Genomic DNA, 22,337 nt, shown 5'->3' with positions numbered 1-22,337 from the left:
CCGTGATTTTTTGTAGGCAGACGCTTAATGCGCGCGGCGGGCATGCTCAGCTTCGCGCGAGCACCAGCACGCCGATCAGGATGATGCCGATGCCGACCAGCCGCTGGACCGACAGCACTTCGCCGAACAGGTACCAAGCCGCGAATGCGTTGACGACGTAGCCGAGCGACAGCATCGGGTACGCGATCGACACGTCGACCCGCGACAGCCCGACGATCCAGACCACGACGCTCAGCACGTAGCAGCCGAGGCCGCCGATGATCGGCAATTGGGTCGCGATCTTCAGGCCGACCGGGATGATGTTCGCACGGCTGAATTCGAAGTGTCCAACGGCGTTGACGCCGGCTTTCAGCAGAAGTTGCGCACAGGCGTTGAGCATCACGCCGGTGATGATGCAGACGAACGAAACGGGATTCATGCAGCGGGCGTCCTTACGATTGCGGTTTCTCGACGATCACGCGGCGGTTGTCGCGTGCAATCACGCGCATCGGCACGCCTTGCGTGACCAGGGTGTCGTACAGGCCGGGCGGCATGATCGCGAGCGCATGCGTTTCCTGCTTCCAGCGCGTGATCCACTCGTCGACGGTCGGAATCCACTTGTTCGGCTCCATCGAGATCCCGAACGCGAGCTCGTCCTGGCGCTGGACCATGATTGTCGTGTGGCCCATGTAGAACGGGAACGTGTGGTCGAGCATCTCGATCGAGTAGAACGGCGTGTCGGCCGGCAGTTTCGCCAGTTCGGCGCGCACGGTGGGCGCGAGCAGCGCGCCCGAGCTGTAGCGGCCGAATTCGTCGTGGCCGGTGCCGCCGATCGTGCCGAATGCGAGCCACGCGGCGCCGAATGCGGCGAGCGCGGCGGCCACGCCCGCGCGGCGGTTCAGCCATGCGGCCGCGAGCGTCAGCACGGCCGCGACCGCGAGGCCCGCGTACAGCCACATCTGGAACGCGCGGTACAGCGCGTTCGGCGTGCGGGCATCGCCCTGGTACGCAAGGAAGATGATCCCGAACGCCGCGACGACGAGGAACACGAGGTAGCCGAGCAGGTGGCGGCGGAACCGGTCGGCGCTCATCAGCGGCAGGTACGCGCCGATGATCAGCGCGAGCGCCGGCGCGACCGGCAGCACGTACGAGATCAGCTTCGAATGCGACGCGCTGAAGAACAGGAAAATGAATGCGCTCCAGATCAGCAGCACGAGCATCGGCGAGAAGCCGTTCGGCTGGCGCGGCATCCGCAGCGCATGGCGGATGCTCTGCCACGCGACCGACAGCCACGGCAGGAAGCCGACCAGCAGCACGGGCACGAAGTAGTAAAGCGGGCCCGGGCGGTTCTGTTCCGGGGTCAGGTACCGGCGGAACTGCTGGACGATGAAGAAGAAGTTAAAGAACTCAGGGTTGCGCTGCTGGACGAGCACGAACCACGGCGTGACGATCGCGAAGAAGATCACGAGGCCGCTCACCAGGTACAGGCGCTTCCACAGCGCCCAGTCGCGTGCGATCAGCGTATAGAGCACGAGCACGGCGCCGGGCAGGATCAGGCCGACGAGGCCCTTCGACAGCACCGCGAACGCCATCGCGGCCCAGCACGCCCACATCCAGCCGCGTGCCGCGGCCGGGCGCAGCCCGGGTCGCTGCGCGAGCAGCAGCGAGCACAGCGACAGCGACATCCAGAACGCGAGCCCCATGTCGAGCGCGTTGAAGTGGCCCATCAGGTTCCAGTACGGCGCCGACGCGAGCACGACGGCGGCGAGGAAGCCAGACAGCGGGTTGAACAGGCGCGCACCGGTGTAGCCGACCAGCAGGATGCCTGCGAAGCTCGCGACGGCCGTGTAGAGGCGCGCCTGCCATTCGCCGATGCCGAACCACGCGAACGTGAGCGCATTCAGCCAGGTCTGCAGCGGCGGCTTCTCGAAATACTTGTAGCCGTTGTAGCGCGGCGTGATCCAGTCGCCGGTGACGAACATCTCGCGCGCCATTTCCGCATAGCGGCCTTCGTCGCTCGGGATCAGGTGGCGCAGCCCGAGCGGCGCGAACCAGACGATCGCGAGTGCGACGACGAGGAGGACGAGCGTGATGCGATTGAGCGGTAGCCTCGACGGCGTATCGTTCATGGATTTTCAGCCTGTTGGTTATTGTGACGGGCCGCCGGCGGGTTGCGCCGGGGGCGGGCGGCCTGGCCGGGCCGATCCGGGGGATCGACCCGCTGCGCCGGCCCGAGTTTTACCGCATCCGGGATTAACGTTCAATTAAGAGCGCGGCGGCGACTTTGCGGCCCTCGGCCATCAGGATGTTGTAGGTGCGGCAGGCAGCCTGGAAATCCATCGTCTCGACGCCGATCCGCTTCGCCGTGAGCGCCGCGACGAGCCGCGGGTGCGGGAAGCGCAGCCGCGCGCCGCTGCCGAAGATCACGAGTTCGGGTGTCGGGTCGAGCAGCATCGCGAAATGCTCGGGCGCGAGCGCGTCGAACGACGACACGGGCCAGGCCCGGACCGGCGCGCCGGGCAGTACGATGACGCTCATTTCATGGCGTTCGAGATTGACGTCGACATAATCGGGGCCGTAGCCGGTGACGGTGTTGAGCGCGCCGCTCGTGTCCTGGTGCAGTTTCAAATCGGTATTCCGCGGTTCCGTAGGGGAATGTATCGCAGGGCCACACGGGCCCGGATGGCCGGTTTCGCTTGCCCGAGCACGCGGGACGCCTGACGGCGCGGGCCCGGCGCGGCTATGGTGCATTGCGAAAGTCAGCCAAAATCCGCTAAATTATAACTTTTTGGTCGCCCCCGGGCGCCACTTGCGTCGCGCGTCGCCACAAGCCGCGCCCGACCGCCCGCTTTTTCCCAGTCTAGACAGCGCGCACAGACCGGCCGCTTTCCAGTTTTGATCCCGTCCCCCCGGCCGCAAGGCCAACCCAGGAACCGTGTCGTCGTGAAACCGATTCAGAAGTCGAACAAGCTGCTCAACGTCTGCTACGACATCCGTGGCCCGGTGCTCGAGCACGCGAAGCGCCTCGAGGAAGAAGGCCACCGCATCATCAAGCTGAACATCGGCAATCTCGCGCCGTTCGGTTTCGACGCGCCGGACGAGATCATCCAGGACATGATCCGCAACCTGCCGACGTCGTCCGGCTATTCGGATTCGAAAGGCGTGTTCTCGGCGCGCAAGGCCGTGATGCACTACACGCAGGAAAAGGGCGTCGTGGGCGTCGGCCTCGACGACATCTACATCGGCAACGGCGCGTCCGAGCTGATCGTGATGGCGACCCAGGCGCTGCTGAACGACGGCGACGAAGTGCTGCTGCCCGCGCCCGACTATCCGCTGTGGACGGCGGCGGTCAGCCTGTCGGGCGGCACGCCGGTGCATTACATCTGCGACGAGCAGAACGCGTGGATGCCCGATCTCGACGACATCCGCCGCAAGATCACGCCGAACACGAAGGCGATCGTCGTGATCAACCCGAACAACCCGACGGGCGCGCTTTATTCGGACGAATTGCTGCTCGAGCTGCTCGAGATCGCGCGCCAACACGGGCTGATCGTGTTCGCCGACGAGGTGTACGACAAAATCGTCTACGACGGCCTCGAGCACACCGCGCTGGGTTCGCTGTCGGAGGACGTGATCACCGTCACGTTCAACAGCCTGTCGAAGAGCTATCGGTCGTGCGGCTATCGCGCGGGCTGGATGGCCGTGTCGGGCCTCGGCGGCGACAACCGCCGGCACGCGAAGGATTATCTCGAAGGGCTCGGCATCCTGTCGTCGATGCGCCTGTGCGCGAACGTGCCCGGGCAGTTCGCGATCCAGACGGCGCTCGGCGGCTACCAGAGCATCAACGAGCTGATCGTGCCGAGCGGGCGCCTGTACAAGCAGCGTGAACTCGCGTACGACATGCTCACGTCGATCCCGGGCGTGACCTGCGTGAAGCCGCAGGCCGCGCTGTACATGTTCCCGCGCCTCGACCCGAAGCTTTATCCGATCCAGAACGACCAGCAGTTCATTCTCGACCTGCTGCTCGAGGAGCGCGTATTGCTCGTACAGGGCACGGGCTTCAACTGGACGACGCCGGATCACTTCCGCGTGGTCTTCCTGCCGAACCTCGACGACCTGACCGATTCGATCAACCGGATCGCACGCTTCCTCGACGGCTACCGCAAGCGCCATTCGGCCTGAGCGGCAGGACCACACGGAATTCACTACTTCTTACTCATCGATCACACGCAGCATGGAACCGATCAAAGTTGGCCTGTTGGGCTTCGGCACGGTGGGCAGCGGCACCTTCACGGTGCTGGGCCGCAACCAGGAAGAAATCAAGCGACGCGCGGGGCGCGGCATCGAGGTGACCCGCATTGCGGTGCGCAACCCGGCCAAGGCGCTGGCTGCGCTCGGCGGCGGCGCCGGCGCCGCGCAGATCACCGACGATTTCAATTCGGTCGTCGATGATCCGTCGATCGCGATCATCGCCGAGATGATCGGCGGCACGGGCATCGCGCGCGAGCTCGTGCTGCGCGCGATCGCGAACGGCAAGCACGTCGTGACGGCCAACAAGGCGCTGCTCGCGGTGCACGGCACCGAGATCTTCGAGGCCGCGCGCGCGAAGGGCGTGATGGTCGCGTTCGAGGCGGCCGTCGCCGGCGGCATCCCGATCATCAAGGCGCTGCGCGAAGGCCTGACCGCGAACCGCATCCAGTACATCGCGGGCATCATCAACGGCACGACCAACTACATCCTGTCGGAAATGCGCGATCGCGGGCTCGACTTCGCGACCGCGCTGAAGGCGGCGCAGGAGCTCGGCTACGCGGAAGCCGATCCGACCTTCGACATCGAAGGCGTCGATGCAGCGCACAAGGCGACGATCATGAGCGCGATCGCGTTCGGCGTGCCGGTGCAGTTCGACCGCGCGTACGTCGAGGGCATCAGCAAGCTCGACGCGACCGACATCCGCTACGCGGAAGAACTCGGCTACCGGATCAAGCTGCTCGGCATCACGCGCCGCGCCGAAAACGGCATCGAGCTGCGCGTGCATCCGACGCTGATCCCGGAGAAGCGCCTGCTCGCGAACGTCGAAGGCGCGATGAACGCGGTCGTCGTGCACGGCGACGCGGTCGGCACGACGCTGTACTACGGCAAGGGCGCGGGCGCGGAGCCGACCGCATCGGCCGTGGTCGCGGATCTCGTCGACGTCACGCGCCTGCACACGGCGGACCCGGAGCATCGCGTGCCGCATCTCGCGTTCCAGCCGGACAGCCTGTCGAACACGCCGATCCTGCCGATCGAGGAAGTGACGAGCGGCTATTACCTGCGCCTGCGCGTTGCCGACCAGACCGGCGTGCTGGCCGCCATCACGCGCATCCTCGCCGAATCGGGCATCTCGATCGACGCGCTGCTGCAGAAGGAGTCGGAGCAGGTCGACGGTGCGAACGGCGAAACCGACATCATCCTGATCACGCACGAAACGGTCGAGAAGAACGTGAATGCGGCGATCGCGCAGATCGAGAGCCTGGCGACGGTGGTATCGAAGGTGACGAAGCTGCGCATGGAAGCGCTGAACTGAGCTGAGGACGACATGAACTACATCTCCACGCGCGGCGCCGGCATCGGCGAGCGCCACACGTTCTCCGACATCCTGCTCGGCGGTCTCGCGAAGGACGGCGGGCTCTACCTGCCGGCCGAGTATCCGACGGTGTCCGCCGACGAGCTCGCACGCTGGCGCACGCTGTCGTACGCGGATCTCGCGTTCGAGATCCTGTCGAAGTTCTGCGACGACGTGCCGGCCGACGACCTGCGCGCGATTACGCGCCGCACGTACACGGCCGACGTGTACCGCAACACGCGCCATGGCGAGAACGCGTCCGACATCACGCCGCTGAAGACGCTCGGTACCGAGAACGGCGCGCCGCTCTCGCTGCTCGAACTGTCGAACGGCCCGACGCTCGCGTTCAAGGACATGGCGATGCAGTTGCTCGGTAACCTGTTCGAGTACACGCTCGCGAAGCACGGGCAGACGCTGAACATTCTCGGCGCGACGTCCGGCGACACGGGCAGCGCGGCCGAATACGCGATGCGCGGCAAGGCCGGTGTGCGCGTGTTCATGCTGTCGCCGCACAAGAAGATGAGCGCGTTCCAGACGGCCCAGATGTTCAGCCTGCAGGATCCGAACATCTTCAACCTCGCGGTCGAAGGCGTGTTCGACGATTGCCAGGACATCGTGAAGGCCGTGTCGAACGATCACGCGTTCAAGGCGCAGCAGAAGATCGGCACGGTCAACTCGATCAACTGGGCACGCGTCGTCGCGCAGGTCGTGTACTACTTCAAGGGCTATTTCGCCGCCACTCGGTCGAATGACGAGCGCGTGTCGTTCACGGTGCCGTCGGGCAACTTCGGCAACGTCTGCGCCGGCCACATCGCGCGGATGATGGGGCTGCCGATCGCGAAGCTCGTGGTCGCGACCAACGAGAACGACGTGCTCGACGAGTTCTTCCGCACGGGCGCGTATCGCGTGCGCAGCGCCGAGAACACCTATCACACGAGCAGCCCGAGCATGGACATCTCGAAGGCGTCGAACTTCGAGCGTTTCGTGTTCGACCTGCTCGGCCGCGACCCGGCGCGCGTGATGCAGCTGTTCCGCGACGTCGAGGAGAAGGGCGGTTTCGATCTCGCGGCGAGCGGCGATTTCTCGCGCGTTGCCGAATTCGGTTTCGTGTCGGGCCGCAGCAGCCACACGGACCGCATCGCGACGATCCGCGATGTGTTCTCGCGCTACGACACGATGATCGATACGCATACCGCCGACGGCGTGAAGGTCGCGCGCGAGCATCTCGATGCGGGCGTACCGATGGTCGTGCTCGAGACGGCGCAGCCGATCAAGTTCGGCGAGACGATCCGCGAAGCACTCGATCGTGAAGCCGAGCGGCCGGCCGCGTTCGACGGGCTCGAGGCGCTGCCGCAGCGTTTCGAGGTCGTGAAGGCCGATGCGCAGCAGGTGAAGGACTTCATCGCCGCCCATACGGGCGCATGACGCACGGCCGGGCCTGCGGGCCCGGTTGCGCAGGGACGGCCGGAATGCCGATTCGTCGAACGGATCGGGGTTCCGGCCGTTTCGTTTGGCAGCTGCCAAGCGGCGGTCGTCACAACGCGTACGAAACAAGTGTCAGACCGGCGCGTTCGCGCGAATCACAGTTTCCGCATGTCGGCCATATCGCGCGCCCGCGCGACGGCGTCGCTACAATGACGTATTGAATCCAACGATCCCCGATTCCATCGATGTCGAACCCGAATCCCGCGGCGCCGCGCGCGCCGATGCTGTCGACCGCCGAGGCGCTCGCCGCGCTGCTCGATGCCGCGAAGCCGTTGCCCGGCGCCGAAACCGTCGCCACGCTCGATGCGCTCGGCCGCGTGCTGGCAGCCGACGTGAGCTCGCCGCTCGACGTGCCGCCGATGCATACGAGCGCGATGGACGGCTATGCGGTGCGCGTCGCCGACCTGCTGCATGGCGAGCGGCGCTTGCCGGTGTCGCAGCGCATTCCGGCCGGTCATCCGGCCGCGCCGCTCACAGCCGGCACGGCCGCACGGATCTTCACCGGCGCGACGGTGCCGCCCGGTGCCGACGCCGTCGTGATGCAGGAACAGGCGTCGGCCGACGGCGATGCGGTCGAGATCCTGCACACGCCGAAGGCCGGCGAATGGATCACCGCGCAGGGCGCGGATATCCGGCAGGGCTCGGTGATCCTGCCGGCCGGCACGCGGCTCACGCCGCAGGCGCTCGGCCTGGCCGCGTCGGTCGGCTGCGCGCAGCTGTCGGTGGCGCGGCGGATTCGCGTCGCGGTGTTCTTCACCGGCGACGAACTGACGATGCCGGGCGAGCCGTTGAAGCCCGGCGCGATCTACAACTCGAACCGGTTCACGCTGCGCGGGCTGCTGGAGCGGCTCGGCTGCCACGTGACCGACTACGGGATCGTGCCCGATTCGCTCGCCGCGACGCGCGACACGCTGCGCGAGGCCGCCCGCGATCACGACGTGATCCTGACGAGCGGCGGCGTGTCGGTCGGCGACGAGGATCACGTGAAGCCGGCCGTCGAGGCCGAAGGGCGGCTCGCGCTGTGGCAGATCGCGATGAAGCCCGGCAAGCCGCTCGCGTACGGCGCGGTGCGCCGCGGCGACGATCGCCCCGATGCACACTTCATCGGGCTGCCCGGCAACCCGGTGTCGAGCTTCGTCACGTTTCTGCTGTTCGTGCGGCCGTTCCTGCTGCGCCTGTCCGGCGTGCGCGACGTCGCGCCGCGCGCGCTGTCGCTGCGTGCCGACTTTTCGCAACACAAGGGCGACCGGCGCAACGAATTCCTGCGTGCGCGGGTCAACGCGGCCGGCGGCCTCGACCTGTTCCCGAACCAGAGCTCGGCGGTGCTGACGTCGACGGTGTGGGGCGACGGCCTCATCGACAATCCGCCGCAGCACGCGATCAGCGCCGGCGAGACCGTGCGTTTCATTCCGTTTTCCGAACTGCTGTCGTAACGCGACGGCTTCCCGAACCATGAAGATTCAACTGAAATTTTTTGCCAGCGTGCGCGAGGCACTGGGCGTCGCCGACGAGCAGGCCGACGTGCCGGACGGCGTCACGACCGTGGGCGACGTGCGCGCGTGGCTGCGCGTGCGCGGCGGTGCGTGGGCCGAGACACTCGCGGAAGGGCGCGCACTGCGCATGGCGTGCAATCACGAGATGACCGATCCCGACACGCGGCTGACCGAAGGCTGCGAAGTCGCGTTCTTTCCGCCGGTCACGGGCGGTTGAGGCACCGGCAATGGCAACGGTACGAATCCAGACCGACGACTTCGACCTGAACGCCGAGGTCGCGGCATTGCGTGCGCGCAACCCGAAGATCGGTGCGGTCGCGTGCTTCGTCGGCACGGTGCGCGACCTGAACGAAGGCGATTCGGTGGCCGCGATGGAACTCGAGCACTATCCGGGGATGACCGAGAAGGCGCTCGAGAAGATTGCCGCCGAGGCCGGCCGGCGCTGGCCGGGCATCGACGTCGCGATCGTGCATCGCGTCGGCAAGCTCCTGCCGCTCGACCAGATCGTGATGGTCGCCACGGTGGCGTCGCACCGCGGCGATGCGTTCGCGTCGTGCGAGTTCGTGATGGACTACCTGAAGACCGAAGCGCCGTTCTGGAAGAAGGAAACCACGCCGGATGGCGAGCGCTGGGTCGATGCGCGCAGCACCGACGATGCCGCGCTCGCGCGCTGGGGCATCGAATCGGGCAATACGCGGCGCTGAGCGTGGCGCCAGGGTAGTGCGGCGCGATGCCGCATGCGTGCAAGCGTCGCGCGCGCCGGCTGCCCGTTACGCGTCCGGATCGCCGCTGCGCCCGATAATCTTCGTCGGAAACGGCTCACCGCGGGCACGCGACGGCAACGCGTGCGGATCGTCACCTGCATCACGACGGCGTGGCGCGATCGCGTCGAGCAGCGCCTGCTGCTCGGGCGGAATCTGGTAGTCCCAGCCGAACCGGCTCAACTGGAGGCTCTGCGCGATGCGCAGTGCCGGCTCCATGAAGCGGATCGCCGCGGGCGGCGCGTAGCGCGTCTCCACGGTCTTCAGGAACAGCGACAGCCAGCGGCTGAAATGGGCGGGCTCGATCCCGTCGAGCGGCTGGTGCGCCTGCTGCACGTTGCCGCGATAGCCCTTGGTGCCGAGCACGAGGCTCGACCAGAACGTGACCATCTTCGGCAGGTGGTCGTCCCAGCGGCCGGCCAGCTTTGCGTCGAACACGGGCCCGAGCAGCGGATCGGCGCGCACGCGGTCGTAGAACGCGTAGACGAGATCGCGGATGTTCTCTTCGGTCGGCTCGGTGTCGCGAGGGCGGGCCGGTGCGGTATCGGGTGAGGCGGGCAGGACGGTCATGGCAAAAGGGCCGGCAGAAATAGGCAACGACAGGGGCGGCGCGGGCATCGAGTAGGACGCCGGCCGAATTTTGACGCAAAATAGCGTCCAACACCCCTGAAAAACGTGTAAGTGTCACGCATCTTATTGCGCGCGCGCCATCCCGGCAACCCGGAGCCGCGGAGCAGGGCCGTCAACCGGCCTCGTGCGCATCCCGATCGGCCCGGCTCACGTAATCGGGGCACGATCGATCTTTTCCGTATTCGCCCATGAGACTCACCGACTACACCGACTATTCGCTGCGCGTGATGCTGTACCTTGCCGTGCGCGGCGAGGGGCTCGCTACGATCCAGGAGATCTCGGACGCCTACGGCATCTCGAAGAACCATCTGATGAAAGTCGTGCAGCAGCTCGGCGAGCTGGGGTGGGTCGATACCGTCCGCGGTCGCAATGGCGGGCTGCGGCTGTTCCCCGAATCGCTGCAACTGACCGTCGGCCAGGTCGTGCGTGCGACCGAGAGCGATTTCGCGCTGGTCGGCTGCTTCTCGGCCGAGGGCGAGTCGCGCGGCTGCGTGATCGAGCCGCAGTGCCGGTTGAAGGGCGTGCTGGCGGCCGCGCGCGATGCATTCTTCGCCGAACTCGACCGTCACACGCTCGGCGAACTGGTCGAACCCGCTTCGCCGCTCGCCGCGTTGCTCGGTATCCACCCGGTCGTGCGCCTGCAGGCCGAGCCTTCGCCGGAAGGCGCACCTGCGTCCGTCGAGCCGCCGTCGACGGCCGGCTGAAACGCGCTCACCGCGCGTCTCGATCCGGTCGTGGCCCGTCCCGGGGCCGCTTCAAGGATATCCATCGATTTTTGCGCTGAATCAACCCGAATTTCGCTTGAAAGCCGCATGACCATCCTCATCTTGGTGTTAATCGAAAATTGGAGGTCTCGACTAAATGAGAATCGACAAGCTCACCACCAAGTTCCAGGAAGCACTCGCGGACGCGCAAAGCCTCGCGGCAGGCCGCGACAATCAATACATCGAACCCGTTCACGTTCTCGCGGCGCTGGTCGCGCAGCAGGACGGTTCCGCCCGCTCGCTGATGTCGCGCGCGGGCGTTCACATTCAGGCGCTGCAAGGTGCGCTGAACGAGGCCATTTCGCGCCTGCCGCAAGTGACGGGCACGGGCGGCGACATCCAGATCGGCCGTGAACTGGCCGGGCTGCTGAACCAGGCCGACAAGGAAGCGCAGAAGCTCAACGACACGTTCATCGCGAGCGAGATGTTCCTGCTCGCCGTGTCCGACGACAAGGGCGACGCCGGCAAGCTCGCCCGCCAGCACGGCCTCACGCGCAAGGCGCTCGAAGCCGCGATCGCCGCGGTCCGCGGCGGCTCGCAGGTGCACAGCCAGGACGCGGAAAGCCAGCGCGAGGCGCTGAAGAAATACACGGTCGACCTGACCGAGCGCGCCCGTGCGGGCAAGCTCGATCCGGTGATCGGCCGCGACGACGAAATCCGCCGTTCGATCCAGATCCTGCAGCGCCGCACCAAGAACAACCCGGTGCTGATCGGCGAGCCGGGCGTCGGCAAGACGGCGATTGTCGAAGGGCTCGCGCAGCGGATCGTCAACGGCGAAGTGCCCGAGACGCTGAAGGGCAAGCGCGTGCTGTCGCTCGACATGGCCGCACTGCTCGCCGGCGCGAAGTATCGCGGCGAATTCGAGGAGCGCCTGAAGGCGGTGCTCAACGACATCGCGAAGGACGAAGGCCAGACGATCGTCTTCATCGACGAAATCCACACGATGGTCGGCGCGGGCAAGGCCGAAGGCGCGATGGATGCGGGCAACATGCTGAAGCCGGCGCTGTCGCGCGGCGAGCTGCACTGCATCGGCGCGACCACGCTCGACGAATACCGCAAGTACATCGAGAAGGATGCCGCGCTCGAGCGCCGCTTCCAGAAGGTGCTCGTCGACGAGCCGAGCGTCGAGGCGACGATCGCGATCCTGCGCGGGCTGCAGGAGAAATACGAACTGCATCACGGTGTGGACATCACCGACCCGGCGATCGTCGCCGCGGCCGAGCTGTCGCACCGCTACATCACGGATCGCTTCCTGCCCGACAAGGCCATCGACCTGATCGACGAAGCCGCTTCGAAGATCAAGATGGAAATCGATTCGAAGCCCGAAGAGATGGACAAGCTCGACCGTCGCCTGATCCAGCTGAAGATCGAGCGCGAAGCCGTGAAGAAGGAGCAGGACGAAGCGTCGCAGAAGCGCCTGCAGCTGATCGAGGAAGAGATCGAGCGTCTCGGCCGCGAATATGCGGACCTCGAGGAAATCTGGACCGCCGAGAAGGCCGCGGTGCAGGGCAGCGCGCAGCTCAAGGAAGAGATCGAGAAGGTGCGGGCGGACATCGCGCGCCTGCAGCGTGAAGGCAAGCTGGAGAAGGTCGCCGAGCTGCAGTACGGCAAGCTGCCGCAGCTCGAGGCGCAGCTGAAGCAGGTCACGCAGGCCGAAGAGCAGGAGCAGCACAACCCGACGCGGCCGCGCCTGCTGCGCACGCAGGTCGGCGCCGAGGAAATCGCGGAAGTCGTGTCGCGTTCGACCGGGATCCCGGTGTCGCGGATGATGCAGGGCGAACGCGAGAAGCTGCTGCACATCGAGGAAAAGCTGCACGAGCGCGTGGTCGGCCAGGACGAGGCGATCAGCGCGGTGGCCGATGCGATCCGTCGTTCGCGCGCCGGTCTCGCCGATCCGAACCGTCCGTACGGCTCGTTCCTGTTCCTCGGCCCGACGGGTGTCGGCAAGACCGAGCTGTGCAAGGCGCTGGCGTCGTTCCTGTTCGACTCGGAAGAGCACCTGATCCGCATCGACATGAGCGAGTTCATGGAGAAGCACAGCGTCGCGCGGCTGATCGGCGCGCCGCCGGGCTATGTCGGCTACGAGGAAGGCGGCTACCTGACGGAAGCCGTGCGCCGCAAGCCGTACAGCGTGATCCTGCTCGACGAGATCGAGAAGGCGCATCCGGACGTGTTCAACGTGCTGCTGCAGGTGCTCGACGACGGCCGCATGACGGACGGGCAGGGGCGCACGGTCGACTTCAAGAACACGGTGATCGTGATGACGTCGAACCTCGGCTCGCAGGTCATCCAGGCGATGACGGGTGCGCCGCAGGAAGAGATCAAGGACGCCGTATGGCTCGAGGTGAAGCAGCATTTCCGCCCCGAGTTCCTGAACCGGATCGACGACGTCGTCGTGTTCCATGCGCTCGACCGCAGCAACATCGAGTCGATCGCGAAGATCCAGCTCGCACGCCTGCACGACCGGCTCGCGAAGCTCGACATGGCGCTCGACGTGTCGCCGGCGGCGCTCGAACAGATCGCGAAGGTCGGTTACGACCCGGTGTTCGGTGCGCGGCCGCTGAAGCGCGCGATCCAGCAGGAGATCGAGAACCCGGTCGCGAAGCTGATCCTCGCGGGCCGCTTCGGTCCGAAGGACGTGATCCCGGTCGACGTCAACGACGGCCAGTTCGTGTTCGACCGCGTCGTTCACTGATCGCAGGCCTTCGGCCGCCGCCCGGTTCGCGCCGGGCGCGCAAAAACAAACACCCCGCCTCGGCGGGGTGTTTGCTTATGGAGCGTCGCAACGACGCAGCGCGTCAGCCCTGCTTGTTGCCGCCGAACATGCCGGCGATCTGCGACAGCGAGCCGAGCACGTTCGACGGGTCGACCTGTGCCTGGCCATCGGCCGGCACCGCGCCGTCCGGCGTCGCGTGGTTGACGACGTGCGGCAGCACTTGCGCGAGGACGGTCGAGGCCATTGACGGATCGACACCGAACTTGCTCGCGAGCGCACCGATCGCGTCCGAGCCGAGCACGTTCTGCAGGGTGTCCGGCGAGATCGGCTGGTTCTGGCCGGTGCCGACCCACGAGCCGATGATGTCGCCGGCGCCGCCGGCCTTGAACTTCTCGATCAGGCCATTCAGGCCGCCCGGCTGGTTGTTGATGAATTCGAGCGCGGTCGTGATCAGCGCGCTTTGCGAGTTGCCGCCGGCCTGGCCGCCGAGCAGACCGCCAACGATGTCGAGGAGACCCATGGTTCTTTACCTTTACCGATAAGGGCGCCACGCCGTGGGCGCCCGTTGAACGAATGCCGCGCGCACGCCGTCGCGCGCGCGGCGCACATCAGGCGCCCGACGCCGCGGCGGCGGAGGCTGCCTTGTCCTTCTTGCTTTTCTTCTTCGAACCCTTCGTCGCTTTTGCCGACGACGCTGCGGCCGGTGCGCTCGCACCCGCATCGGCGGATGCCGCCGCTGCTGCGGCCGCTTTTTCCTTCTTCGTCATGCGCTTGGCCTTGGCCGGCTTCGCGGCCGCATCCGGTGCGCTTGCCGCCGGTGCCGGTGCGGTGGCCGTCGTGCCGGCCGTCGCGGTCGTGGACGTCGACGTCGACGCCGTGCCGGTCGACGTCGTGGCCGGCGTGGTGGCCGATGTCGTTGCGGCCGGCTTCGACAGCTTCACGCCCTTCGGCGGCGTCGACGCGCCGCCGATCGTCAGGCCGTTTTCCTCGAGATGCCCGACCGACTTCGTGCCGAGGCCCTTGACGCGGTTCGCGAGATCGTCCGCGTCCTTGAACGGGCCGTTCTTGGTGCGTTCGTCGATGATCGCCTTCGACTTCACGGGCCCGAGACCCTTCACGGATTCGAGCGCGGCCTGGTCAGCCGTGTTGACTTCGACGGCCGCGGCAAGGCCTGCGGCGAGCGACAGCGATAGCGCGACGAACAGCATCAGCAGCTTTTTCAGCATGGAAGGCTCCCTGGTTCTGACGGATGAATGGCTGTTGCAACGGACGGCGGGGTGACGCCCGGCCGGGCGTCGCCGTTAAGCATAGGACAAATGCGTGCCCTTTTTAAGACAGGCTGAACGAATCTTGCTGAAGGCTTGCGGCGCTGTAAAGACCAAACCTGCGCCGGGCGGCGGTTTTGACCATTCTTTACGGTGTCGCCGGGGTGTCGCCGTGGGTGTCACTGACAATCGTTGCACTGGCTGTTCGACAGGGCTTGACTTAGAGTGAACTCTAACTCCTAACCTTGTTCCTGCCATGTCGAAATCCGTATCCCAATCTTCCTCCACCGGCCCGCTGACGATCGGCCAGGTCGCCGAAATGACCGGCCTGTCGACGCATACGCTGCGGTACTACGAGCAGGCCGGCCTGCTGCGCGCGATTTCGCGCACGGCGGCCGGGCACCGGCTCTATGCACCGGCCGACCTTGACTGGCTGGCCTTCGTGATGCGCCTGAAGGCGACCGGCATGCCGATCGCGCAGATGCAGGCGTTCGCGGCGCTGCGCGCGCAAGGCGAACCGACCTTCGGCGCGCGGCGCAGCCTGCTGGTCGCGCATCGCGACGCGGTGCGCGCGCATATCGCGGAGCTGCAGGCGAGCCTCGACGTGATCAGCGACAAGATCGCGTATTACGAGGCTCAGGAGCGGGATACGGCGCGACGGGCGAAACCTTCTCACTCTCTATCGGAACAGGACGGACACAATGGAACGACTCGTTGAAGATCGCTACACGCGCGGCTGGAACAAACTGAAGGAAATCGACGGCGAAGCGGGCGAGCGTGTGATCGCGGCGCTCGCGCCGATCGCGCCGGACTTCGGGCGGCTCCTGGTCGAATTCGGTTTCGGCGACATCTACAGCCGGCCGCAGCTCGACCTGAAAGCGCGCGAGATCGCGACGATCGCGGCGCTGGCCGCGCTCGGCAACGCGCAGCCGCAACTCAAAGTGCATATCGAGGCCGCGCTGAACGTCGGCTGCACGCGCGACGAGATCGTCGAGGTGTTCATGCAGATGGCCGTATACGCGGGTTTTCCGGCCGCGCTCAACGCGCTGTTCGCCGCGCACGAGGTGTTTATGCGGCGCGATGAAATCGAAGCGGCCAGCAAGTCGGGTGACACCGCGAACGCGCGTGAAGCGGCGGCGCATGCGTCATGAGTGGTAGACGCGCCGGCGGCGTGTTACGCGCGGTGCGGCGCGACGATCCGGTGCTTCGCAATGCGCCGGTACAGCGTCGCGCGCGAGATGCCGAGCGCCTGCGCGGCCGCGTCCGGCCGCCAGCGATGCGCGGTGAGCGCCGCGACGATGCGGCCGCGTTCGTCGTCGGGCAGCGTGCCGGGCGCCATGCCGCCGAGCTGTGTGGCGATCTCGGCCGGCAGGTCATGCCGCGTCACGCGCGCGGCGTCGCACACCGCGCACGCATAGCGCAGCACGTTGCGCAATTGCCGCACGTTGCCGGGCCACGGATACGCGGCGAGCTGTTCGGCGAGCGTCGCATCGAGCGTCAGCACGTGGCCGGTGGCCTGCGCTTCCTCGGTGAATACGGCGGCGATCACGTCGCGCACGTCCGCGCGCTCGCGCAGCGGCGGCAGTTCGAACGTCGCGCCGCTCAGCCGGTAGTACAGGTCCTCACGAAACGTGCCGTCGGCCACCATCCGTGCGAGATCGCGGTGCGTCGCGCAGATCACGTCGAGATCGACGCGGACGGGCGTATCGCTGCCGAGCGGCACGACTTCGCCATCGGCGAGCACGCGCAACAGGCGCGTCTGCAGCGCGAGCGGCATGTCGCCGATTTCATCGAGGAACAGCGTGCCGCCGTCGGCGAGCGCGATCTTGCCGCGCGCGCCGTGCTTGCGTGCGCCGGTGAACGCGCCGGCCGCATAGCCGAACAGTTCGCTCTCGATCAGCGCTTCCGGCAGCGCGCCGCAGTTGACCGCGACGAACGGCCGCGTACGTCGCGCGCCGGCATCGTGGATCGCGCGCGCGAATACTTCCTTCCCCGCACCGGTTTCGCCGAGCACGAGAATCGGCAGCCGCTTGCTTGCGACACGCAGCGCGAGTTCGGCCTGCTGCGCGATATGCGCATCGCTGCTTTGCAGGAACGGCGTCAGCGCGCCGACGTGGCGTTGCGCGCTTCCCGGGCGGCGCGAGGCCGCGCCGGGCTCGCGGCCGGTGCGCCGTAGCGGCGCACGCAGCCGCGCATAGAGCGGCGCGCCGGTCGCGCGCAGCCGCAGCGCGACGATCGCATCGAGCCGCGCGGCATCGCGCAGCGGCATCTCGGTCGCATCGAAGATCTCGTCGATATGGCGCGGTTCGCGCAGTGCCGGCAGCGCGTCGCGCGCTTGCCGGTTCGCGGCGACGATGTTGCCGCATTCATCGAACGCGATCAGCCACTCGGGTTGCGCTTCGACGTAGTGACGATTCGGATGCCCGAACAGGATCCAGTGCTGCGCGGTGCTGTGCACGAAGTAGCCGTCCTCGATCAGCGCCGCGCTCTGCCGCACGAGCTGATAGACGAGACGCTGGCTGTCGCGGCCGTCGGGCGAATGAACGGCCGACGCGTCGAGCACGCCGATCAGCTCGCCGCCGGGCGAGAAGATCGGCGCCGCGCTGCAGGTGAGCGTCGTGAACGCCGCACGAAAGTGATCGGTCTTGTGCACGGTGATCGGCGCGAGATCGGTCAGTACGTTCGCGACGCCACAGGTGCCTTCCTCGCTTTCCGACCAGCACGAGCCGATGTGCAGCCCCGCATGACGGAAGTCGTTGCGGCGCTCGCGGTCGATCCGGTAGTCGATCGTCACGCCGTGCGCGTCGGTCAGCATCACGCAGTAGTCGGCGACGCGGATCATCTCGTGCAGCCGCGTCAGGCACTGGCCCGACGCGCGCAGGAAGGCCTCCTCCTTGTCGCGCACTTCGCGGAGCTCGGCCGCGGTCAGCACGCGCGGGCCGATCGACGAAGCGGGGTCGAGGCTGTAACGCTCCAGGGACCGCTGCCACGACGACACGAGGCGCGTGGAGTCGGCCGGCGCGGGCAGGCGTCCGGCGAGTGCGCCGAGCACGCGGTCGGCGTGCTGGGCCTGGGGGACGGCGTAGGGCATGGTCGGCTCCGGTTCCGTACGGCGGGGATGCGATGTTCTTGTAGCACATCCCGTTCGACGGATCACATTGCATCGCAGCACGCGGCGGGCCTGAGACGTTCGTCTCACCGGTATCGCGGGCTGTCTCGTGTCGTTGAGACGCGTTCATGTGCGACAGGCGGAGATCGTCCGGCATGACGCGGCCTGCGCGGCGCCGCGATACCGCGGGGTTTGCGGGCGGAACGGTGCGCCTGCACCGGCGTCGCGGTGGTCGTTTGGTCGCATCGGCGATGTGAGACGAACAGGCCGAATTGCCGCACGCTCCGTCGTTCCAGCATCGAATCAGGGACACCTGCAGGCCGGCTGCTCCAGTACCCACAAGGGTTTCACGTTCATCGCACGCACGATGGCACGCTGCTTGCAGATATCTCGGGCAAGTCGGCGCGGTCGCGTCGACGACGACGATCCGCCGCCCGGCGATGGCAGCGGACGAGACAGGCAGGACTGCGGCGCACGCGAATGCACTGCGGCCGGCCAACTGGATGGAGACGAACCCGTGACGATGCCCGTTACCGTCGGTGTGATCGCGAACCCCGCATCGGGGCGCGACATCCGCCGCCTCACGACGCATGCCTCCGTCTTTCCGACGGCGGAGAAGGCGAACATGATCGTGCGCCTGCTGGCCGGCCTCGGCGCGATGGGCGTCGAGCGCGTGCTGACGCTGCGCGACCGGACGGGCATCGCGACGCTGCTGCTGCGTGCGATCGACACGCACCGGGCGGTCGCGCCGCACGAGCGCTGGCCCGAGGTCGAATTCGTCGACCTGCCGATCACCGACACCGTCGCGGATACCCAGGCCGGCGCCGCGTACCTGCACCGGATGGAAGTTGCGCTGATCGTCGTGCTCGGCGGCGACGGCACCCATCGCGCGGTTGCCGCGCACTGCGGCGCGACGCCGCTCGTCGCGCTGTCCACCGGCACCAACAACGCATTTCCCGAACATCGTGAAGCCACCGTCGCCGGCGTCGCGGCTGGACTCGCCGCGACCGGCGCCGTGCCGGCCGAAGTCGCGTTCACGCGCAACAAGCGGCTCGTCGTGCGCTGCGTGGCGGGCGCGCAGCCGGGGCGCGAGGAGATCGCGCTCGTCGACGTGTGCGCCGCGCGGCAGCGCTTCATCGGCGCCCGCGCGATCTCGGGGTCGGACGACATCGATTCGCTCTACCTGACATTCGCGGAACCGGACGGAATCGGCCTGTCCGCGCTCGGCGGCGCGTGGGCGCCGCTCGAACGCAGCGCGCCGCACGGGCTGGCGATGCGCTTCGCGGCCGACGGCAAGACCGCCGGCACGCCGCTCGTCGCGCCGATTGCGCCGGGCCGTGTCGATCGCGTCGTGATGCGCAGTTGCGAGCGGCTCGAGCCGGGCGCCTGGCAGACGATTCCGTTCGAGCACGGCACGCTCGCGTTCGACGGCGAGCGCGAGATCGAGGTCGCGCGCGGCGATCGCTACGAGATCTCGCTCGACTGGCGCGGGCCGCTGACGGTCGACGTCGGGCGCACGCTGCGCTACGCGTCGTCACGCCAGCTGCTGCGCGATGCCGGCGAGTGGCGCTATTGAAACACCGTTTTACCGAGTGACATTTCGATATCCATAACGATCGTCAAGGAGACATCGCATGACAGCCCCACTCGAAGGACAGGTCGCCATCGTCACGGGCGGTGCGCGCGGCATCGGCCGCGGCATTGCACTGACGCTTGCCGGCGCGGGCGCCGACATCCTGCTGGCCGACCTGCTCGACGACGCACTCGACGCCACCGCGCGCGAGGTACGCGCGCTCGGCCGCCGGGCGGCGGTTGCGAAGGTCGACGTCACGCAGGCCGCGCAGGTCGACGCGATGGTTGCGCAGGCGCTCGCCGACCTTGGTCGGCTCGACATCCTCGTGAACTGCGCGGGCGTGATCAGCATTCATCCGGTCGGCGAACTGACCGAGCGCGACTGGGATTTCGTGATGAACGTGAACGCGAAAGGCACGTTCCTCGGCTGCCGCGCGGCGCTCGCGCCGCTGAAGGCGCAGGGCCGCGGCCGGATCATCAACGTCGCGTCGATCGCCGGCAAGGAAGGCTTTCCGAATCTCGCGCATTACAGCGCATCGAAATTCGCGGTCGTCGGCTTCACGAACGCGCTCGCGAAGGAGGTCGCGCGCGACGGCGTGACCGTCAACGCGATCTGCCCCGGCATCGTGCGGACCTACATGTGGGACCGGCTGTCCGACGAATGGAAGACCGACGGCGAATCGGTCGAGGAGTCGTGGCAGCGGCACCAGTTGACGCTGATTCCGCAGGGCCGCGCGCAGACGCCGGAGGACATGGGCCGGCTCGCGCTGTTCTTCGCGACGATGGACAACGTGACGGGCCAGGCCGTGAACGTCGACGGCGGCTTCACGTTCCACTGACGGCCGCGGGCCGTGAAATCCGTCGCCGTGGCCCGGCCGCGGCGGCATTCGCAGTCAGACCTACTCAGGAGACACACATGACCGCTTCGACACAGCTCAGCAGGGACAAACTGCTGGACGCCTACCGGCTGATGCGCACGATTCGCGAATTCGAGGAGCGCCTGCACGTCGAATTCGCGACCGGCGAGATTCCCGGCTTCGTTCACCTGTATGCGGGCGAGGAGGCGTCCGCGGTCGGCACGATACTGCACCTCGGCCTCGACGACTACGTGGCCACCACGCACCGCGGCCACGGCCATTGCATCGCGAAGGGCGTCGACGTGCACGGGATGATGGCCGAGATCTACGGCAAGAAGACGGGCGTCTGTCACGGCAAGGGCGGCTCGATGCACATCGCCGATCTGTCGATGGGGATGCTCGGCGCGAACGGGATCGTCGGCGCGGGCGGCCCGCTCGTCTGCGGCGCGGCGCTCGCGGCGAAGCACAAGAAGACCGGCGGCGTCGGCGTGTGCTTCTTCGGCGACGGCGCATCGAACCAGGGCGTGATCTTCGAATCGATGAACCTCGCGTCGGTGTGGCGGCTGCCTGCGATCTTCGTGGCCGAGAACAACGGCTATGCGGAAGCGACGTCGTCGAGCTGGTCGGTCGCGACCGACAACATCGCCGATCGTGCGAACGGGTTCGGGATGCCGGGCGTGATCGTCGACGGATTCGACTTCTTCGCGGTGCACGAAGCGCTCGGCGAAGCCGTCGAGCGCGCGCGCAACGGCGGCGGCCCGACGCTCGTCGAAGTGAAATTCACACGCTATTTCGGCCACTTCGAAGGCGATGCACAAACCTATCGCGCACCTGGCGAGGTGCAGAAGCTGCGCGACGAGAAGGACTGCCTGAAGCATTTCGAAACGCGCGTCGTGCGGGCCGAAGCGCTGACGACCGCCGACCTGCGCGCGGTCGATGCCCAGGTGAAGGCGCTGATCGACGACGCGGTCGCGCAGGCCAAGGCCGCACCGGTACCCGATGCGGCCGACCTGCTGACCGACGTCTACGTGTCGTACCCGTGAGCGCCGCCTGACACCACGGCCGACACGGCGAACCGAACATTCCAGGAGACAGACATGGCAAGGAAGATCACTTATTCGCAGGCGATCAACGAGGCGCTCGCGCAGGAAATGGCGCGCGACGACAGCGTGATCGTGATGGGCGAGGACAATGCAGGCGGCGCGGGCGCGCCGGGCGAGGACGACGCGTGGGGCGGCGTGCTCGGCGTGACGAAGGGGCTGTTCCACAAGTTTCCGGGCCGCGTGCTCGATACGCCGCTGTCGGAGGGCGGCTACATCGGCGCGGCAGTCGGCGCGGCTGCATGCGGGATGCGGCCCGTCGCGGAGCTGATGTTCATCGATTTCATGGGCGTGTGCTTCGACCAGATCTTCAACCAGGCCGCCAAGTTCCGCTACATGTTCGGCGGCAAGGCCGTGACGCCGGTCGTGATCCGCGCGATGTACGGCGCCGGCTTGCGCGCGGCAGCACAACACTCGCAGATGCTCACGTCGCTGTTCACGCACATTCCGGGGCTGAAGGTCGTGTGCCCGTCGACGCCGTACGACGCGAAGGGGCTGCTGATCCAGGCGATCCGCGACAACGATCCCGTGATCTTCCTCGAACACAAGCTGCTTTATACCCGCGAAGGCGAAGTGCCGGAGGAGTCCTATGCGATTCCGTTCGGCGAAGCGAACGTGCTGCGCGACGGCGACGACGCGACGATCGTCACGTACGGCCGGATGGTGCATCTCGCGATGGACGCAGCCGCGAAACTCGCGAAGGACGGCATCCAGGTCGATGTGATCGACCTGCGCACGACGTCGCCGCTCGACGAGGAAACGATCCTCGAAAGCGCGGAGCGCACCGGGCGCGTGGTGGTCGTCGACGAAGCGAACCCGCGCTGCTCGATCGCGACCGATATCGCCGCGCTCGTCGCGCAGCGTGCGTTCCATGCGCTGAAGGCGCCGATCGAGCTCGTGACCGCGCCGCATACGCCCGCGCCGTTCGCGAGCGTGCTGGAAGACCTGTATATCCCGTCCGCCGATGCGATTGCGCAGGCGGTCCTGAAGACGAGGAGCTGACA

The 22,337-nt window shown here is 67.1% G+C and carries 21 protein-coding genes; 14 read left to right on the top strand and 7 right to left on the bottom strand.

Annotated features, from left to right (window positions below):
• Nucleotides 1-46 precede the first annotated feature (46 nt).
• The 3 genes from CFB50_RS10340 to CFB50_RS10330 all read right to left on the bottom strand — a co-directional run bounded on the left by CFB50_RS10340 (nucleotide 47) and on the right by CFB50_RS10330 (nucleotide 2,607).
• Entirely contained in the window at nucleotides 47-418 is a 372-nt protein-coding gene (locus CFB50_RS10340) for an EamA family transporter (protein WP_011352303.1), read from the bottom strand.
• A gap of 13 nt (nucleotides 419-431) precedes the next feature.
• A complete protein-coding gene (locus CFB50_RS10335; RefSeq protein WP_089445787.1) occupies nucleotides 432-2,108 on the bottom strand; it encodes a glycosyltransferase family 39 protein in 1,677 nt (558 codons plus the stop codon).
• Between the two features lie 124 nt (nucleotides 2,109-2,232).
• Complete coding sequence (locus CFB50_RS10330) at nucleotides 2,233-2,607, bottom strand: Mth938-like domain-containing protein (RefSeq protein WP_089445786.1); 375 nt, start codon at nucleotides 2,605-2,607, stop codon at nucleotides 2,233-2,235.
• Between the two features lie 315 nt (nucleotides 2,608-2,922).
• Here CFB50_RS10330 and CFB50_RS10325 point away from each other — a divergent pair, with 315 nt between their 5' ends.
• The 6 genes from CFB50_RS10325 to CFB50_RS10300 all read left to right on the top strand — a co-directional run bounded on the left by CFB50_RS10325 (nucleotide 2,923) and on the right by CFB50_RS10300 (nucleotide 9,263).
• The gene (locus tag CFB50_RS10325; RefSeq protein ID WP_046545879.1) at nucleotides 2,923-4,161 is read left to right on the top strand and encodes a pyridoxal phosphate-dependent aminotransferase; all 1,239 of its coding nucleotides are present in this window, start codon (nucleotides 2,923-2,925) and stop codon (nucleotides 4,159-4,161) included.
• Nucleotides 4,162-4,213: 52 nt separating this feature from the next.
• Nucleotides 4,214-5,542 carry a homoserine dehydrogenase gene (locus tag CFB50_RS10320; protein WP_089445785.1) on the top strand — a complete coding sequence of 443 codons (1,329 nt, stop codon included), beginning with the start codon at nucleotides 4,214-4,216 and terminating at the stop codon, nucleotides 5,540-5,542.
• Between the two features lie 12 nt (nucleotides 5,543-5,554).
• The gene (gene thrC, locus CFB50_RS10315) at nucleotides 5,555-7,006 is read left to right on the top strand and encodes a threonine synthase (RefSeq protein ID WP_069248133.1); all 1,452 of its coding nucleotides are present in this window, start codon (nucleotides 5,555-5,557) and stop codon (nucleotides 7,004-7,006) included.
• A 245-nt stretch (nucleotides 7,007-7,251) separates the two neighbouring features.
• Entirely contained in the window at nucleotides 7,252-8,499 is a 1,248-nt protein-coding gene (locus CFB50_RS10310) for a molybdopterin molybdotransferase MoeA (RefSeq protein ID WP_089445784.1), read from the top strand.
• 19 nt (nucleotides 8,500-8,518) lie between these two features.
• Nucleotides 8,519-8,776 carry a molybdopterin converting factor subunit 1 gene (moaD, locus tag CFB50_RS10305; RefSeq protein WP_031403202.1) on the top strand — a complete coding sequence of 86 codons (258 nt, stop codon included), beginning with the start codon at nucleotides 8,519-8,521 and terminating at the stop codon, nucleotides 8,774-8,776.
• A gap of 10 nt (nucleotides 8,777-8,786) precedes the next feature.
• Complete coding sequence (locus tag CFB50_RS10300) at nucleotides 8,787-9,263, top strand: molybdenum cofactor biosynthesis protein MoaE (RefSeq protein WP_089445783.1); 477 nt, start codon at nucleotides 8,787-8,789, stop codon at nucleotides 9,261-9,263.
• 66 nt (nucleotides 9,264-9,329) lie between these two features.
• Here CFB50_RS10300 and CFB50_RS10295 read toward each other — a convergent pair whose 3' ends face one another.
• A complete protein-coding gene (locus CFB50_RS10295; protein WP_089445782.1) occupies nucleotides 9,330-9,890 on the bottom strand; it encodes a group III truncated hemoglobin in 561 nt (186 codons plus the stop codon).
• Nucleotides 9,891-10,138: 248 nt separating this feature from the next.
• Between CFB50_RS10295 and CFB50_RS10290 the strand changes: the two genes are divergently transcribed.
• Nucleotides 10,139-10,654 carry an Rrf2 family transcriptional regulator gene (locus CFB50_RS10290; protein WP_089445781.1) on the top strand — a complete coding sequence of 172 codons (516 nt, stop codon included), beginning with the start codon at nucleotides 10,139-10,141 and terminating at the stop codon, nucleotides 10,652-10,654.
• Between the two features lie 157 nt (nucleotides 10,655-10,811).
• Nucleotides 10,812-13,409, top strand: coding sequence for an ATP-dependent chaperone ClpB (clpB, locus tag CFB50_RS10285; RefSeq protein WP_069248128.1), 2,598 nt, complete (start codon nucleotides 10,812-10,814; stop codon nucleotides 13,407-13,409).
• Between the two features lie 103 nt (nucleotides 13,410-13,512).
• Here the strand turns inward: clpB and CFB50_RS10280 are convergent, their stop codons facing one another.
• Entirely contained in the window at nucleotides 13,513-13,950 is a 438-nt protein-coding gene (locus CFB50_RS10280; protein WP_069248127.1) for a YidB family protein, read from the bottom strand.
• An 88-nt stretch (nucleotides 13,951-14,038) separates the two neighbouring features.
• A complete protein-coding gene (locus CFB50_RS10275) occupies nucleotides 14,039-14,656 on the bottom strand; it encodes a ComEA family DNA-binding protein (RefSeq protein WP_089445780.1) in 618 nt (205 codons plus the stop codon).
• Nucleotides 14,657-14,951: 295 nt separating this feature from the next.
• On the opposite strand from CFB50_RS10275, the gene CFB50_RS10270 reads away from it, so the two are divergent.
• Entirely contained in the window at nucleotides 14,952-15,413 is a 462-nt protein-coding gene (locus CFB50_RS10270; RefSeq protein WP_089445779.1) for a MerR family transcriptional regulator, read from the top strand.
• A complete protein-coding gene (locus CFB50_RS10265; RefSeq protein WP_089445778.1) occupies nucleotides 15,397-15,846 on the top strand; it encodes a carboxymuconolactone decarboxylase family protein in 450 nt (149 codons plus the stop codon). Before CFB50_RS10270 ends, CFB50_RS10265 begins: the two co-directional genes overlap by 17 nt.
• Nucleotides 15,847-15,869: 23 nt before the next feature.
• On the opposite strand, the gene CFB50_RS10260 is transcribed toward CFB50_RS10265, so the two are convergent.
• Nucleotides 15,870-17,786: a sigma-54-dependent Fis family transcriptional regulator gene (locus CFB50_RS10260; RefSeq protein WP_089445777.1), complete on the bottom strand. Its 1,917-nt coding sequence runs from the start codon at nucleotides 17,784-17,786 to the stop codon at nucleotides 15,870-15,872.
• 535 nt (nucleotides 17,787-18,321) lie between these two features.
• On the opposite strand from CFB50_RS10260, the gene CFB50_RS10255 reads away from it, so the two are divergent.
• From CFB50_RS10255 to CFB50_RS10240, 4 genes are all read left to right on the top strand, one after another.
• Nucleotides 18,322-19,380, top strand: coding sequence for an ATP-NAD kinase family protein (locus CFB50_RS10255; RefSeq protein ID WP_089445776.1), 1,059 nt, complete (start codon nucleotides 18,322-18,324; stop codon nucleotides 19,378-19,380).
• A 58-nt stretch (nucleotides 19,381-19,438) separates the two neighbouring features.
• Nucleotides 19,439-20,215, top strand: a complete 777-nt coding sequence (locus CFB50_RS10250; RefSeq protein ID WP_089445775.1) for an SDR family NAD(P)-dependent oxidoreductase — start codon at nucleotides 19,439-19,441, stop codon at nucleotides 20,213-20,215.
• Nucleotides 20,216-20,292: 77 nt separating this feature from the next.
• Nucleotides 20,293-21,276, top strand: coding sequence for a thiamine pyrophosphate-dependent dehydrogenase E1 component subunit alpha (locus tag CFB50_RS10245; protein ID WP_059233993.1), 984 nt, complete (start codon nucleotides 20,293-20,295; stop codon nucleotides 21,274-21,276).
• Between the two features lie 54 nt (nucleotides 21,277-21,330).
• Complete coding sequence (locus CFB50_RS10240) at nucleotides 21,331-22,335, top strand: alpha-ketoacid dehydrogenase subunit beta (RefSeq protein WP_069248121.1); 1,005 nt, start codon at nucleotides 21,331-21,333, stop codon at nucleotides 22,333-22,335.
• Nucleotides 22,336-22,337: the final 2 nt, after the last annotated feature.

This window comes from Burkholderia sp. AU33423 (assembly GCF_002223135.1).
Taxonomy (GTDB): Bacteria; Pseudomonadota; Gammaproteobacteria; order Burkholderiales; family Burkholderiaceae; genus Burkholderia; species Burkholderia lata_D.
This window is presented reverse-complemented; position numbering and strand designations above follow the sequence as displayed.

Excerpts from the sequence above, each read along its gene's own strand:
- CFB50_RS10295 (WP_089445782.1), bottom strand. The coding sequence starts at position 9,890 with ATGACCGTCCTGCCCGCCTCACCCGATACCGCACCGGCCCGCCCTCGC.
- thrC (WP_069248133.1), top strand. The coding sequence starts at position 5,555 with ATGAACTACATCTCCACGCGCGGCGCCGGCATCGGCGAGCGCCACACG.
- CFB50_RS10250 (WP_089445775.1), top strand. The coding sequence starts at position 19,439 with ATGACAGCCCCACTCGAAGGACAGGTCGCCATCGTCACGGGCGGTGCG.
- CFB50_RS10265 (WP_089445778.1), top strand. The coding sequence starts at position 15,397 with ATGGAACGACTCGTTGAAGATCGCTACACGCGCGGCTGGAACAAACTG.
- CFB50_RS10300 (WP_089445783.1), top strand. The coding sequence starts at position 8,787 with ATGGCAACGGTACGAATCCAGACCGACGACTTCGACCTGAACGCCGAG.
- CFB50_RS10260 (WP_089445777.1), bottom strand. The coding sequence starts at position 17,786 with ATGCCCTACGCCGTCCCCCAGGCCCAGCACGCCGACCGCGTGCTCGGC.
- CFB50_RS10290 (WP_089445781.1), top strand. The coding sequence starts at position 10,139 with ATGAGACTCACCGACTACACCGACTATTCGCTGCGCGTGATGCTGTAC.
- CFB50_RS10245 (WP_059233993.1), top strand. The coding sequence starts at position 20,293 with ATGACCGCTTCGACACAGCTCAGCAGGGACAAACTGCTGGACGCCTAC.
- CFB50_RS10310 (WP_089445784.1), top strand. The coding sequence starts at position 7,252 with ATGTCGAACCCGAATCCCGCGGCGCCGCGCGCGCCGATGCTGTCGACC.
- CFB50_RS10275 (WP_089445780.1), bottom strand. The coding sequence starts at position 14,656 with ATGCTGAAAAAGCTGCTGATGCTGTTCGTCGCGCTATCGCTGTCGCTC.
- CFB50_RS10335 (WP_089445787.1), bottom strand. The coding sequence starts at position 2,108 with ATGAACGATACGCCGTCGAGGCTACCGCTCAATCGCATCACGCTCGTC.
- CFB50_RS10240 (WP_069248121.1), top strand. The coding sequence starts at position 21,331 with ATGGCAAGGAAGATCACTTATTCGCAGGCGATCAACGAGGCGCTCGCG.
- CFB50_RS10270 (WP_089445779.1), top strand. The coding sequence starts at position 14,952 with ATGTCGAAATCCGTATCCCAATCTTCCTCCACCGGCCCGCTGACGATC.
- CFB50_RS10320 (WP_089445785.1), top strand. The coding sequence starts at position 4,214 with ATGGAACCGATCAAAGTTGGCCTGTTGGGCTTCGGCACGGTGGGCAGC.
- moaD (WP_031403202.1), top strand. The coding sequence starts at position 8,519 with ATGAAGATTCAACTGAAATTTTTTGCCAGCGTGCGCGAGGCACTGGGC.
- CFB50_RS10280 (WP_069248127.1), bottom strand. The coding sequence starts at position 13,950 with ATGGGTCTCCTCGACATCGTTGGCGGTCTGCTCGGCGGCCAGGCCGGC.
- CFB50_RS10340 (WP_011352303.1), bottom strand. The coding sequence starts at position 418 with ATGAATCCCGTTTCGTTCGTCTGCATCATCACCGGCGTGATGCTCAAC.
- clpB (WP_069248128.1), top strand. The coding sequence starts at position 10,812 with ATGAGAATCGACAAGCTCACCACCAAGTTCCAGGAAGCACTCGCGGAC.